This window comes from Nannocystis sp., from assembly GCF_016714285.1.
Lineage (GTDB): Bacteria > Myxococcota_A > Polyangia > Nannocystales > Nannocystaceae > Nannocystis.
In genome coordinates, this window is sequence record NZ_JADJNN010000002.1 from 603,725 (window position 1) to 617,693 (window position 13,969).

At 70.5% G+C, this 13,969-nt stretch carries 12 protein-coding genes; 6 read left to right on the forward strand and 6 right to left on the reverse strand.

What is annotated here, in order from left to right:
* Window positions 1-7: 7 nt before the first annotated feature.
* Entirely contained in the window at window positions 8-931 is a 924-nt protein-coding gene (locus IPJ59_RS06715; RefSeq protein ID WP_293270282.1) for a hypothetical protein, read from the reverse strand.
* A 190-nt stretch (window positions 932-1,121) separates the two neighbouring features.
* On the opposite strand from IPJ59_RS06715, the gene IPJ59_RS06720 reads away from it, so the two are divergent.
* Window positions 1,122-1,982, forward strand: a complete 861-nt coding sequence (locus IPJ59_RS06720) for a YkgJ family cysteine cluster protein (RefSeq protein WP_293270284.1) — start codon at window positions 1,122-1,124, stop codon at window positions 1,980-1,982.
* 98 nt (window positions 1,983-2,080) lie between these two features.
* Here IPJ59_RS06720 and IPJ59_RS06725 read toward each other — a convergent pair whose 3' ends face one another.
* On the reverse strand, window positions 2,081-2,632 hold the full coding sequence (locus tag IPJ59_RS06725; RefSeq protein WP_293248664.1) for a hypothetical protein: 552 nt from the start codon (window positions 2,630-2,632) through the stop codon (window positions 2,081-2,083).
* Window positions 2,633-2,711: 79 nt separating this feature from the next.
* On the opposite strand from IPJ59_RS06725, the gene IPJ59_RS06730 reads away from it, so the two are divergent.
* The 4 genes from IPJ59_RS06730 to IPJ59_RS06745 all read left to right on the forward strand — a co-directional run bounded on the left by IPJ59_RS06730 (window position 2,712) and on the right by IPJ59_RS06745 (window position 6,926).
* A complete protein-coding gene (locus IPJ59_RS06730; RefSeq protein WP_293270286.1) occupies window positions 2,712-3,311 on the forward strand; it encodes a toll/interleukin-1 receptor domain-containing protein in 600 nt (199 codons plus the stop codon).
* 159 nt (window positions 3,312-3,470) lie between these two features.
* Window positions 3,471-4,409 (forward strand): hypothetical protein, encoded by a 939-nt coding sequence (locus tag IPJ59_RS06735; RefSeq protein ID WP_293248658.1) that lies wholly within the window; start codon window positions 3,471-3,473, stop codon window positions 4,407-4,409.
* A gap of 122 nt (window positions 4,410-4,531) precedes the next feature.
* On the forward strand, window positions 4,532-6,133 hold the full coding sequence (locus IPJ59_RS06740) for a serine/threonine protein kinase (RefSeq protein ID WP_293248655.1): 1,602 nt from the start codon (window positions 4,532-4,534) through the stop codon (window positions 6,131-6,133).
* A gap of 25 nt (window positions 6,134-6,158) precedes the next feature.
* Window positions 6,159-6,926: an SDR family NAD(P)-dependent oxidoreductase gene (locus IPJ59_RS06745; protein ID WP_293270288.1), complete on the forward strand. Its 768-nt coding sequence runs from the start codon at window positions 6,159-6,161 to the stop codon at window positions 6,924-6,926.
* Window positions 6,927-6,992: 66 nt separating this feature from the next.
* On the opposite strand, the gene IPJ59_RS06750 is transcribed toward IPJ59_RS06745, so the two are convergent.
* From IPJ59_RS06750 to IPJ59_RS06760, 3 genes are read right to left on the reverse strand one after another with little or no spacing between them, the layout of a single operon-like run.
* On the reverse strand, window positions 6,993-7,838 hold the full coding sequence (locus IPJ59_RS06750) for a class I SAM-dependent methyltransferase (protein ID WP_293270290.1): 846 nt from the start codon (window positions 7,836-7,838) through the stop codon (window positions 6,993-6,995).
* Entirely contained in the window at window positions 7,835-8,875 is a 1,041-nt protein-coding gene (locus IPJ59_RS06755; RefSeq protein ID WP_293270292.1) for a TIGR03032 family protein, read from the reverse strand. The genes IPJ59_RS06750 and IPJ59_RS06755 overlap by 4 nt, the downstream gene beginning before the upstream one ends.
* Window positions 8,876-8,891: 16 nt before the next feature.
* Window positions 8,892-11,426 carry an Ig-like domain-containing protein gene (locus IPJ59_RS06760; protein WP_293270294.1) on the reverse strand — a complete coding sequence of 845 codons (2,535 nt, stop codon included), beginning with the start codon at window positions 11,424-11,426 and terminating at the stop codon, window positions 8,892-8,894.
* Between the two features lie 208 nt (window positions 11,427-11,634).
* On the opposite strand from IPJ59_RS06760, the gene IPJ59_RS06765 reads away from it, so the two are divergent.
* Entirely contained in the window at window positions 11,635-12,903 is a 1,269-nt protein-coding gene (locus IPJ59_RS06765; RefSeq protein ID WP_293270295.1) for a vWA domain-containing protein, read from the forward strand.
* A gap of 95 nt (window positions 12,904-12,998) precedes the next feature.
* On the opposite strand, the gene IPJ59_RS06770 is transcribed toward IPJ59_RS06765, so the two are convergent.
* Window positions 12,999-13,433, reverse strand: a complete 435-nt coding sequence (locus IPJ59_RS06770) for a host attachment protein (RefSeq protein ID WP_293248640.1) — start codon at window positions 13,431-13,433, stop codon at window positions 12,999-13,001.
* Window positions 13,434-13,969: the final 536 nt, after the last annotated feature.

Consider the following 13,969-nt stretch of genomic DNA (forward strand, 5'->3'; position numbering starts at 1 on the left):
CGGAGGGTCAGGTGGCCGGCTCGTAGGTCGCGTCCATGACGACGCGGCTCTCGCCGCCGCCCTGGGCGCCGGCGCTGAAGTTGGTGGTCGACTCGATGTGGGTGCGGACCGGGAGCATGTCGTCGAGGTTGAAGACGATGGTGGACTCGGAGGCGACGTCGACGGAGAGCATCATGGTTTGGCCGCCCTGGCTGAGCTCCTTGGCGCCGCTGGACTCGGACTCGATCTTGATGTCGGCGATGCGCTTGCCGCTGCTGCTGTCGATCTTGACCAGGGTGTAGGTGGTCTCGGTCTCCATGTCGATCTCGAGGCCGCCGAAGAAGTTCTCCTTCTCCTCCTTCGAGACCTTGACCGGCTTGCCCTCGGCGAGGCCGTCTTTGGGCAGCTCCGGCGGGAGGCCGAGGAAGCTGCCGAAGGAGCTCATGTCGAACTCGTCCTCGGGGGTGCCCTCCTTCTTCGGGGCGTTCTCGGGGAGGGCCTTGCTGGCGTCCTTATCGGAGTCGCCGAGCAGGTTGACGATGCGGGCGCCCTTGGTTTCGAGGAGCTTGGCCTTGAGGTCGGGGACTGGCTTGCCGTCCTTGGGCTCGGGCTTCATGTTGCCGCTGAGGTCGAAGCTGCGGACCTCGAGCATGCTGAAGCCGACGCGCAGGCGCTCGGCGCCGGAGGGGCTGATGTCGAGGAGGCCGGTGAGGTCGGCCTTCATCGAGCCGGTCTGGCCGCCGCCGCTGAGGTTGAAGGAGACGTTGAGGTTCTCCTTGAGCTTGGTGGCGGCGGGTTTGTAGCGGAGGACGATGCCGCCGGCGCTGGGGGCGGTGCCGCCGGGGCTGCCGGCCTCGGGGTTGGCGGAGTCGGCGGTCTTCTTGCACGCGGTGATGGAGAGGCAGCCGAGGGCGCCGACGAGGGCCAGAGCGGTCGAGAGGTGGCGGAGCATGGTGGCGGCAACGCTAAACCGTGGGGGCGGGGCGGTGCAACGGCGGGGTTGTGTGGAAGCGCCGTGATCGCCGCTGCGGGGGGCTGAAACTGGGGGCGGGCTCTGCTAGACAGGGCGCACCATGGTGTTGGAAGTTCTCAAGTCGATCTTTGGCCGGCGGATCCGTCTGCCGCGAGACGTGGTGACGCGAGTGCCACGCGCGGCGCGCAAGGCAGCCGAGCCGCAGGTCGCGGCGATTGCCGCGGCGATCGACGTGATCGCGGCGCTGCCGGGTCTGGCTGACGTCGCCACCACCAAGAAGCTGCCGAAGGGCTTCTTCGCGGCCGTGCAGGCGCTGATGGCCGCGTATGACGCGTATGTCGCCACGGTGGTGAAGCTGGTGCCGGGGCTGGCCGGGGCGGCGCGGCCGGGCACGCCGGAGGGGTATCACGCGTGTCACGAGCAGCCGGCGGCGGTGACGGGTGTGGAGGGGCTGGCGATCTACCGGGCGAGTCGGCCGTGGAAGGACTTCGGCCCGGTGGCGCAAGAACTGGCGCGGCTGGGCGAGCAGCAGTTCAAGGACATTCAGGCGCTGCACACCGGTAAGGACCCGGACAAGATCAGCATGACGGGTGCGGCGGTGCAGCAGGGGCGCATCGAGTTTGCCCGGCGGGGCGAGCTGTGTCCGTTGCTCGACCCGGAGACGCATCGGTGTCGCGCGTGGGAGCAGCGGCCGTTCGGGTGTCGCATGCACTTCATCCTCGGCGACGCGAGCGCGGCCGACCCGCGTGACCCGCGCTGGCCGAAGCAGGTCAAGGCGTTCAACGTGCGCATGCCGCTGCGGCAGATGGTGGCGCTCATGCAGATCGAGAAGCGCATGTTGCTGACGCCGGCGCCGTTCCTCAACGCCAACCTGTTGCAGTGGGTGCAGTTGACGGAGGGGCAGCAGCTGGCCGAGGTGGGCGAGGCGCCGCTGCGGTTCTCGCCGGATGGTCAGGCGCCGGTCAGGGCCAATCGCAACCGGCCGGGGGCCAAGAAATTCGCCAAGGAGAAGGAGCGGCGGCGGAAGTAGTGCTCGCGGGGTGCTCGTGATGCTCCGGGGTGACGGCTCGCGTAGCGACACGAACCGGAACCGCGAGGCCGTGGCGGCGGAAGTAGTGCTCGCGGGGCTCAGGGGGTGGCGGGCGGCGCCTGGGGCGCGCGAAGCCAGCGGAAGCTGAGGTAGGCGCTCATGCTGCCCTTGCCCTCGCCGCACAGCAGGGTGACCTGATAATCGTCGTTGCTGCCGCTGAGCTGGATGCGGCCGTCCTTGTCTTTTTTCTCGAGGTTGGGGACGGCCGGGGACACGGCTTTGTGGAGCGTATCGACGCAGGCCTCGCGGGTGGTGCCGGCGGGGAGGGCGAGCAGCATCTGGGTGGAGAACAGGCCCTGCTCGTCGATCTGCGTCCGACCGGAGCTCGTGACGGCGGCGCCGGGGAAGAGGTCTTGTTGGAACCACGAGGGGTCGCTCGGTCCAGGGACGGGGCCGGTGTGTGTGCCGCCGTGGGCCACGATGGTTTGCTGTTTGGGTGCCGCTTCTGCGGGAGAATTTGTTGTGGGCTGGACCACGCTTTTGTCTGTTGCCGGTGTACCTGCCGATTGCGGCGAGGCGGCCGGCGCGGCGTAGTCATTGCCGCTGCACGCGAGGAGGAGGCACAGGGGGAGCGCGAGGGGGCGAGACATGGCGGCGGAGAGTCTATCAGACAGAGGCGAGCTGCAGCTCGAGGTTGTATGCGCGGAGGAGTTACGACAATGTTGCGGCATGCGCGGGACCTCGACGACGCCCAGCACTCCCACTCCGAAGGCGTCGTCGCGTCCGCTGGAGGAGGCGCGAGGGCTGACGCGGAGCGGGGTGCTGATCGCGTACAGCCATCGCGATCGTGATCTGCTCGGCGAGCTGCAGGTGCACCTCAAGCCGCTGCAGAAGGCGTGGATGCTCGACCTGTGGGACGACCTGCGGATCGACGCCGGGCCGCGCGGCGAGGAGGAGCTGCGGCGGGCGATCGCCGCGACGCGGGTGGCGTTGTTGCTGGTGTCGCCGAGCTTCCTCGGTTCGGAGTTCATCACGTCGGAGACGGAGCGCGCTCTGCCGGTGCTTTTGGCCGCGCAGCAGCACCCGCGCGCCGCGGTGATGTGCCTGTACCTGCGGCCGGCGCTCGATGTGTTCGCGGACTACCCGTTCATCGACCCGCAGACGGCGATGCCCCGCAGCGTGCGGCTCACGAATTTTCACGGGCTCAACGACCCGATGCAGCCGCTGGCGGTGCTGGACAGGCCGGCGCGGCATCAGGTGTTGCAGCTCGCGGCCGAGGAGATCATCAAGGCCGCGCACCGCAACACGGTGATGACCGCGGCGCAGTGAGCTCGTTCAGCGGTTCTTGGGGGCGTTGGGGGTCGTTGGGGGTCGTTGGGGGTCGTTGGGGGTCGTTGGGACCGGCATCGGCTGGCTTGCGGATGAGCGCGTGGGCGATCTATCCTCCGGACGCTCCGGGGCCGCAGTCGCGCGCCTCCGCGCGACTGCATGCAACGTCCCTCCGAGCGCGCGCCCACCTGTCTCTGCACGATCGTCGGCGTCGCCGTGGTGTTCGCGTCGCTGGTGCCGAGCGTGGCGCGAGCCGAGCCGGCGATCTCACCGGAGGCGGAGCAGCACTACAACCGCGGGATCACCGAGCGCGACGCGGGGCACTATGCGGTCGCGGCGAGCGAGTTCGCGGCGGCCTACGAGGGGATCCCGGAGTCGTCGCACCTGCGGGCGGGCGTGCTGTTCGAGATGGTCGATGTGCAGCGCGCCGCGTTCTCGGCGGGGGGACGCGTCCGCGGCAAGGAGCACCCGGCGGCGCATCTGTGTGCGGCCGACAAGGCGCTGTCCGAGTTCATCGACGCGACGGAGCTGGCGCGCGGCCGCAAGGGCAAGCGCTCGCCGGACACGGTGCGGGCGATCGAGCTGCGGACGGACCTCCGCAAGCAGGTCGCCGCGGCGCAGCAGACGGCGCCGGAGCTCGACTGCGCGACGGTCGAGTACCCGCGTGACGATGTCGTCGCCGTGACGCCGCCGACCGAGCCAGGCGAGACCTCGACGAAGAAGCCACAGCGACCGCCGCGCAAGATCGACAAGCCGCTGGTGATCGCGGGCGGCGTGCTGACGGGGGTGGGCCTGGCGATGGTGGGCTTGATGGCGGCGGGTCTGGTACGAGGTAAGCGGGCGGAGGCCGATGGCGACGCCCTGGTCGCGGCGATGCCGACCCTGCCCGCCGAACACCCGGCGCTGCAGGAGATCGACCACGACGGCAAGGTCGGCAACCGGATGGCGATCGCGGGCGGCGTGATCGCGGGGCTCGCCCTCGGGGCGGGCGTCGGCTTGCTGGTGGTGGGCCTGCGCGGCGGGCGAACGAACAAGGTGGCCGTGGCGCCCACGATGTCGCCGCGGGCCCTCGGGCTGGCGCTGCGCTGGCAGTTCTAGGGGTTCCTTCGGAGCTGGCTCTTGGGTCAGCTCGTCGGCTGGTCCAGACGCATGGGCGACTCTGCCCGGGCGGGCTCTGCGGGCCGCGATCGAAGCTGGAGAATCCGCTATGCTGCGGGCGGATGGCCGCCCCGGACAGCTCGCGAGCGCCGCCCCGCGGGGGCGACCCGGACGCGACTCAGGTTCGCGGCGGGCCGGGTCGCTCGGTGCGCATCCAGTTCGACTCGCCCGACGACCTGATCGGCCACACGCTCAACGACCGCTACAAGATCCTTGAGCAGCTCGGCTCGGGCGGGATGGGCACCGTGTATCTGGCCGAGCATGTGCTGATCAACAAGCGCGTGGCGATCAAGGTGCTGAGCCCGAGCCACGCGCGCAAGCCGGACGAGGTGGAGCGCTTCCTCCGGGAGGCTCGCGCGGCGTCGCGGATCCGCCAGCAGAACGTCGTCGACATCACCGACTTCGGCTACACGAGCGGCGGCCTGGCCTTCCTGGTGATGGAGCACCTCGAGGGCGAGGACCTGGCGACGACCAGCAACCGCGACGGCGCGCTGCCGTGGCGCCGCGCGGTGCACATCACCCGGCAGATCTGCGCCGCCCTCGAGGCTGCGCACACGCAGGGGGTGATCCACCGCGACATGAAGCCGGAGAACGTGTTCCGCGTGCGCCGCGGTGACGACCCCGACTTCATCAAGGTGCTCGACTTCGGGATCGCCAAGATCATCGATGAGTACGGCACGGAGCAGCCATCAAACACCAACAGCGGCCTGATGGGCACGCCGGAGTACGTCGCGCCGGAGCTGATCCGCGGGCTGCCGCCGGACGCCCGGGTCGACATCTACGCGGTCGGCGTGATCCTCTACCGCTTGCTCACCGGGCGGGTGCCCTTCGCGGGCGAGAGCTTCATGGCGACGCTGACGCAGCACCTGATGGAGGAGGTGCGATCGACCCGCGAGGCGGCGCCGGATCGCGAGATCCCGGAGAGCCTCGACGCGATCTGTCTCAAGAGCCTGGCCAAGGATCGGGACCAGCGCTACGCGACGATCGGCGAGATGCACCAGGCGCTCGCGGCCATCGAGGCCAACGCGCGGCCGGTCATGATCGTCAGTCAGGACCCGCCGCGGCGCGGGCTGCCGCTCTTGCTCGCGCTCGTCGGGGTGATCGTGGTCGCCGCCGTGGTCCTGTGGGCGTACGCGGCCGGTCGTGAGTCGGTGCCCGAGGTCGTCGCGGTCGCTCCGCCCGCGCCGGTGCCTGAACCGAAGGACATGTCCTCGAAGACCGGTCCGAAGGTACAGGTTGTCACGCCGGTGCCCGAGCCTGTGCCGGTGCCCGAGCCTGCGCCGGTGCCGCCCGTAGAACCGGGAGAGGCGCCGGATCTCGTGGGGGAGGACCCGGAGGTGGGGGGAGACGAGGAGGATGCGAAGGGCAAGAGCAAGCGGCCGGGGGTGCGGGCGCCGCTGCCGGACCGGTTGACCTCGATCGAGCTAGCGGGCGGGATGAGCAAGCTGGCGGCGCGGGTGAAGACGGAGTGCTCGGGTTACGCGATGCGCAACATGGCGGTGGGGCTGCGGGTGGAGGTGGGGGCGAACGGCAAGGTGAAGTCGGCGACGCCGATGGGGCTGCAGTCGGGCGCGCTGGGTGGTTGTGTGGCGAAGGTGGCGAAGACGGCGAAGTACCGGGCGGCGCGCGACGGCGCGGAGTTCGAGTACACCTTCCGGATGTAGTCGGCGGCTGCTAGGGTGCGGCGCCATGAAGCTGCGCGGTCGTCGAGCTCTGGTCACGGGTGCGAGCAGTGGGATCGGTCGGGCGATCGCGCTGCGTTTCGCGGAGGAGGGGGCCCATGTGGCGATCACGGGGCGTCGGGCGGCGCGGCTGGCCGAGACGGCGGCGACGGCCCGCACGCATGGGGTGACGGTGCTGGAGATCGTGGCCGAGCACACGCGGCCGGCGGACAACGCCAGCGCGGTCGAGCAGGCGGTGGCGGGGCTCGGCGGGCTCGACATCCTGGTCAACGCGGCGGGGGTGATCGGCAACGACTCGATCTCGCCGCCGCGGCCGGACGAGTGGCGACGGCTCCTCGATTGCAACCTCGAGGCCGTCTACGACCTCACGCATCGGGCCACGCCGCACATCATCGCGGGCGTGCGCGGGTCGATCGTCAACCTCTCGAGCGTGGCGGGGCTGCGGCCCTACGCCAACCTGCTCGGCTACTGCGTGAGCAAGGCGGCGATCAACACCCTGACGCAGTGTCTGGCGCTCGAGCTGGCGCCGCATGGGGTGCGGGTCAACGCGATCAATCCGGGGGTGGTGGTGAGCGAGCTGCACGTGACCGGGAACGCGGTCAGCGACTACGCGGCGTTCCTCGAGCGGGCTCGCAGCACGCACCCGCTGGGTCGGCCGGGGCAGCCGGAGGAGATCGCGGCATTGGCGGCCTTCCTCGTCAGCGACGAGGCCGGGTGGATCACGGGCGGGCTGCACGTCATCGACGGCGGGCGCACGCTGACCTCGCTGCGCTGAGCGGCGCAGACGACCGCGGATGGCGTCCAGCTGTCGCTGCAGACGTGGAAGTCGAGGCTTGATTGGTCAGCCGGCTCGCGGGCGCAGCTGGAGGACGTAGTTGTCGCGCAGGAGCGGGGGCTCGGCGACCAGCTCGAAGCCGGCGAGGGCGAGCTCTCGCAGGATCTCTGCCTTGCCGGCGCGTACGTGGCTGAGGACCCACGCGGGGCTGCGACCGGGCTCGCGCTGGAAGTCGATCACCCACAGCGAGCCGCCAGGGCGCAGGGCCTGGCGCAGCGAGGCGAGGACGTGCTGCGGGTACTCGAGGTGGTGGTACACGTCGCTCATGAAGACGAGGTCGACGCTGGCGGGCGGGAGCTCGGCGCTGCGATCGCTGGCCTGGATCAGCTGGACCTGGGTGAGTCCAGCGCGCGCGATCTTCTTGCGGATGTGGGCGAGGAACGCGGGGATGAGGTCGACGGCGTAGACGGTGCCGGTGGGTCCGACGGCCTCGGCGAAGGCGACGGTGAACAGGCCGGTGCCGGCGCCGAGGTCGGCGATCGCCATGCCCGGGCGCAGCGCGAGGGCGCGGACGATCTCGGCGCGGTGGTCGTGGACCTCGCGGCCGTCGCGTTCGAAGCGGCGGGCCCAGCGAGGGGCGGCGCCGCGGGCCCGGTAGGGGGCGTTGATGCGGGGGTCGTTGCTGCGGGTCTCGGCGAGGCGGGGGTCGGGGGTGGTCGGCGGTGCGGCGAGCGGTGCGGTGGGCGGGGCGGTGGCGGGGGCCTCGGTGGTGGTCTTGGGTAGGATGTCCGTCGGGACAGGTGCTTTGGGACCTGTCGAAACGGTCATGTCCTGGAGGACAGGCGATGGTGGCGGCGGCGGCGGGGCGCAGGCGAGGAGGGCGGCGGCGAGGAGGGCGGCGCGTGGGGTCATGGCTCGCCGATGGTGATGGTCCGCTGGATCTCGTCGGACTGGAGGCCGAGGGCCATCGGGCGCTGCACGCCCGGGAGGGCGGCGACATCGTAGAGCTCCTCGACGACGCCGTCGAGGCGCAGCCAGTGGACGGCGTCGCCGCTGCGCAGGTCGATGACCATGAGGCCGCAGCGCGGCTCGGCCCCGCGGGCGCTCAGTTGTTCGCCGAGCTCGAGGTCGGCGAAGGTCCGGCTGCGGCGCAGCTTGGACAGGCCGACGACGGCGTGGTCGCCGACGATGCAGAGGCCGCGCGCGTAGCCGGGGAGGAAGGCGACGCGCTCGAAGCGGCCGCGTTCGCGGTCGACCCAGCCGAGCTGGCCGCTGCCGGCCTCGAGCAGCCACAGCCGTCCGTCGTGGAGGCGCGGCGAGTGGGGCATCGACAGGCCCTCGCACACGGGTTCGCTGGTGCGGAGGTCGTAGACGCAGCCGCCGCTGCGTCGGTGGTCACGCCAGCCGTCGGCGACGTCGCTGCGGCCGACGAGGGTGGCGAAGGCGGGGGCGCCGTGCTCGAGGGCGAGGCCGTTGAGGTGGCAGCGGTCCTCGGCGGCGAGGCGGGAGATGAAGGGAGGGCGCCAGAGCGGGACGAAGCTGGCGCGTTCGGACAGGGTGGCGACGCAGGAGAACAGGGTGTTGACGAACACGACCTGGTGGTCGCGGGTGACGGCGAGGTCGTGGACGTCGAGGTCGCCGGTGGTGTAGGCGACGCGTGGGATGTAGAGGCGGTCGTGGCCGTCCTGGACGTGGCCGGCGGGGAGGGCGTTCTCGAGGCGCCAGACCTGGAACAGCGTGCTGAGCCACAGCGAGTCGTGGTGGGCGCAGAGGCCCATGCAGCGGCTGAAGCTGCGCTCGAAGAGGGAGAGGCGGCGGTCGGGATGGCGGCCGAGGAGGAACAGCTTGCCGGCCTGGTAGGTCGTGAAGGCCAGGCTCGTGTCGTGGTCGGCGAGCCAGCCGGGCAGGCCGCGGGAGCTGAGGATCTCGAGGCGGGCGTCGCTCGGCATCGGCGCGGAGACGATTTCAGAGCGTCACGTTCTTGTCGAGGTCCAGGGCGATGCGGAGGGTGGTGATGCCGTCGCTGTACACCTGGAAGGCGTTCATGACGCCCTTGTCGACGAAGCCGCCGCCGCTGAGGTTGGCCTCGACGGCGCCCTTGCTGCCGGTGATGGTGAGCTCGTGGCTGACGCGGGTGAGCGCGAGCAGGTCGCGGCGGGCGAGCACGATCGTGTTGTCGCCGTCGGCGAGGTCGATCTCCTCGAGGCTGACGAGCTCGTTGTCGGGGCGGGTGCTGAGGTCGAGGGTGAGGCCGGCGCCGGTGATGCGGAGGAGGTCGTGGCCCTCGCCGCCGTCGACGCGGCGGAAGGCGAGGTCGATGACGCGGACCTCGTCGCTGCCGTCGCCGCAGTAGACGATGTCGGCGCCGCCCATGCCGGTGATCACGTCGTCGCCGCGGCCGGCGACGAAGATCTCGGGCGCGTCGGTGCCGGCGAGGTTGTCGGGGCCGCTGCCGCCGACCGAGCGGGCGAGGTGACTGAAGTCGCCGCCGAACACCGCGTAGCTGCGGCCGGCGCCGTCGCCCTTGGTGTCGTTGCCGAAGGCGCCGACGATGACATCGGCGAAGCCGTCGCCGTTGACGTCGCCGGCGCCAGCGAGGGCGAAGCCGGAGTAGTCGTCGCTGACCTCGCCGTCGATCGCAAAGCCGCCGTCGCCGTTGCTGATGACGCCCAGCGGGGTGAGCTGGGTGTCCGGCTTGCCGAACACGACGTAGCTGCGGCCCGAGGCGTCGCCCATCGGGTTGGAGCCGTAGGCGCCGATGATGATGTCGTCGTAGCCGTCGCCGTTGACGTCGCCGGCGCCGTCGACCGAAAAGCCGCTGTAGTCGCGGACCTGCTGGCCGTCCATGGCGAGGCCGCCGACGCCCATGGTGACGGCGGCCAGCTTCACGGCCTCGGTGGATTTCTTGCCGAACACGAGGTAGCTGCGGCCCGCGTCCTTGCTCCCCGCGTCGGCCAGCGGCGCGCCGACCAGCAGGTCGGCGAGGCCGTCGCCGTTGAAGTCACCCGCGCCGCCGACGGCCTGGCCGGCGACGTCGAAGGCCAGCTCGCCGTCGATCGCAAAGCCGCCGAGCCCGCCCGCGACCTTCTTCAGGTCGACCGGGGTCGCGCTGGCCTTGCCGAACACGACGTAGGCCCGACCGGCGGTGTCGGCGACGATGTCCGAGCCGTAGGCGCCGACGATGACGTCGTCGAGGCCGTCGCCGTTGACGTCGCCCGCGCCCGCGACCGCGCTGCCGGCGAAGTCGAAGGCGGCCTCGCCGTTGATGGTGAAGCCGCCGCCCGAGCCGGCGCTGATGTCCTTGAGCGCGGTGGGTTTGCCGGCGTCGCGGCCGAACACCACGTAGGCGCGGCCGGACAGGATGCCGTTGGGTTCGGCCCCGTAGGCGCCGATGACCAGGTCGGCGAGGCCGTCGCCGTTGACGTCGCCGGCTCGCTGGACGCTGTGTCCGGCGAAGTGCTGACTGGCCTCGCCGACGATCTGGAAGCCGCCCTCGCCGAGGGCGACGAGCTCGAGGAACACGGGGGTGCTGTCGGCCTTGCCGAACACGACGTAGGCGGCGCCGGACGCGATGCCGTTGGTCGCCGCCTTGGGCGCGCCGATCAGGATGTCGGGGATGCCGTCGCCGTTGACGTCGCCGGCGCCGCTGACGGAGGTCCCAGCGATGTCGCCGGCGGCCTCGCCGGTGATCTCGAAGCCGGCGTTCAGGTCCTCGAGCTTGGCGAGCAGGACTGGATCGCCGGCGCTGCGCCCGAACACCACGTAGGCCCGTCCGGTGTTGCCGGCGGCGCTCGGCGAGGCGACCAGCAGGTCGCCGAAGCCGTCCTTGTTGAGGTCGCCGATGTGGTGCACGGCGCGGCCGGAGTAGTCGTCCGCGGTGGCGCCGTCGATCGCGAAGCCGCGCTTGCCCGCGGCGATCGCAGCGAGCGGGATCGCGGTCGGGCTCAGCGAGACCTTCACGATCGTGCTCGCGAAGCCGTCCTTGCCGTCGTAGATCTTGTACTTGAAGCTATCGTCGCCCCACAGGTCGCTGGGCGGCTGGTAGGTGAAGGAGCCGTCGGGCGGCATGGTCAGGTCGGCGCCGTTGGCGGTGATCGGGTCGGACGCGATCACGGTCAGGGGGTCGCCGTCGGGGTCGTAGTCGTTCTTCAGCACGCCCATGGCGGCGTCGGGGGCGAGCACCTGCCTGGCCTTGCCGACGTAGGTGTCGCTCAGGGCCACCGGCGCCTGGTTGCCGCCGGTGCCGGTGTCCGTGGTGGCGCCGCTGGTGTCGCTGTCGCTGTCGCTGTCGCTCGTGCTGGGGCCGGCGCTGGTCGGCGCCGTGGTGGATGCGTCGCCGCCGGTCGGGGTGTCCGTGGTGGGCCCGGGGTCGCTGGTCATCACGCCGGTGTCGAGGGGGCCGGAGGTCGGCGTGGTCGTCGCCTCGCTCGTGCTGCTCGAGTTGCCGGCCTCGGTCGTGACAGCGGGGAGGTCGTCGCCACACCCGGAGAGACCGCCCATGGCCGTGATCACGGCCCAAACCCGGCCGACTCGGCGAAGCGAGGCACGCTGCATACACCCACAGTAACCGAGCTACCGGGGCCCGGGGGGAGCGCGGACTTGAGCGCCCTTGCGGGTGGGTGACCTGCCTTCGCTGGCCCCTGACAGGAAGTGGCGCTCGGACGCGCGCTCGCGCATCATGGGGGACAATTTCGCCCGGAGATCTCCCATGACGCGCGCTTCGATGAGCTGGCTCCTCGCCCCCCTGGCCCTGTCCCTCGCCTGCGGTGACTCTGGAGGCGCGAGCGCGAGCGCGAGTGACGGCCTGAGTGACAGCGCCAGCAACATCACGAGCGTGAGCGAGAGCGCGACCACCCCGACGACCTCGGGCGCCTCGGCGAGCGCGAGCGCAGGGGACACGACGCAGGGCAGCATGAGCGGCGACTCGCAGAGCAGCGGCGACGCGAGCAGCGGCGATGTCTCGGACAGCGCGAGCGAGGGCACGACCTCGGGCGCGAGCACCGGCGCGGTCGCCAGCACGGGCGGGCCGGGCGAGAGCAGCGGCGGCGAGAGCAGCACCGGCAGCGGGCCGACCCCGTGTCAGGTCGAGAAGACGAAGATCGTGCCGACACCCTCCGACGTGCTGCTGGTGCTCGACAAGTCGGGCAGCATGTCGATGCAGAAGTGGGACCACGACGACAACCCGCAGACGCCCACCGTGACCCGCTGGTACAGCCTCCACGGGGTGGTCGAGTCGGTCGTCACCAAGTTCAACAAGACGGTGAACTTCGGCGTGAAGCTCTACCCGAAGATCGACGCCGGCTCGTACGAGAACGTCGGCGCCTGCATCGTCAACCCGGGCGTCGAGGTGGAGATCGCCCCGATGAACGCCGCGGGCGTGCTCGCCGGCATCCCCGCGGCTGACTTTGCGGTGCTCGGCGGCACGCCGATGGAGTCGGGGCTGAAGGCGGCCTACACCTACTTGCAAGCGCTCGACCCCAACAAGCAGCGCTTCGCCCTCATGGTCGCCGACGGCGAGATCAGCAAGACCTGCGCCGGTGAGGTGTACAAGGAGGCGCTCGGGCTGGTGAAGACGGCCCACGACATGGGCATCCCCACCTACGTGGTCGGCATCGACGTCGATCCGATGGTCAGCGCGGACCTGCAGTCGCTGGCGACCGCTGGCGGCAAGCTAAACCCCAACAACCCGCAGGGCTTCTACGAGACGACCAGCCAGATCGAGCTCCAGGCCGCGTTGCAGCAGATCGTCGACGACACGCTCAGCTGCGTGATCGACGTGACTCCCGAGCCCAGCGAGCCCGAGCTCTTCGAGGTGTGGATCAAGCAGTCCCAGGTCCCCGCCGCGGTCAACTGCGCCAAGGACAGCGGCTGGGTGTGGACCAAGCCGTACATGCAGATCGAGCTGTGCGGCCAGGCCTGCCTCGACCTCAAGAAGTCGGGCGAGGTCGAGGCCCGCTACTTCTGCGAGGCCGGCTGAGCTATCCGGCGGTGGCCAGGCAGCGGCGGCAGCCTTAAATTGCCGCGCCCGGCTCGGGGCCGGGCGCGCTCACCTGTCCCATGGGTCAGGTGTTCTCAGTGCAGCCACTCCTTCTGGCGCGCCCGCTCTTGCAGCGCGTGCAGCGTGTCGTTGGTGTAGTCGCCGATGATCTCCCGGACCACGGACTTCGCCAGGCTGCGCGCGGCGAGCTCGCGCAGGCGACCGACGAAGTCCGCCGGAGCGGCGATCACCAGGCGATCGAACTGCCGCTGGTGTTGCGCCTGTGTCAGGCGATCGAGCAGCTGGCGCACGAACTTGCGGTCCTGCTCCTCGTGCGTGCTGTTGTTGTCCGCAAGCAGGTCGCGCATGCCCGACGAGCTGCTGGCACCGTTGCGCCGGGCCTCGGAGCGCCGAGCCTCGGGGTGCTCGATGGTCTCGAGCGGCTTGAGCTTGGGCCGGAGCCGGGTCCCCTCGACCTCAAACAGCTGCGCCTGACTGCGATCCGCGACGACGAACCAGGTTGCTTCCATTCAGAACCTCCTCATTTTCGATGATGATGCAGGCCGCCGGGCCTCTCAAGCGCACGGGTAGCGCCTGTCGACGTGCTTTGTGCGCCCGCCTGCGAGTCTGTGACCCGGCTTCGAGCCCGCGTCGGTGAACCTGCATCGATCGGCCGTCATTCCCATAGGACCCTCGTTCCGCGTGCTGCTGGGCCCCGTGATTTGTAATGAAGATTACTGACAGTTCACGCATTGAAACTGCCAGTGAGGCGAAACTCGGGGCCGCCGACCCACCGAACAGCCCGCGATGGGGGCCCGAAAACCCGAGATTGGCGGGAAATCTCGGCGACGAGCGCGCCCGATCTCTGAGCTTCCGGGCGAGGATCTACGCGTGCCTTCCAGCACACGCGAGATGACCCGCCAGACGCGATGAACAGCTGCCCTGCGGGCCAGGCGCGATCTCGTCCTACGTGGGCCCTAACGGCGTTTTGGGGCCGTAATTCGTGGCCATGACGGGTCCGTCTTGGTATCCTCCCGCCCCCTCACGGGCACCTATGGCGGCAGGC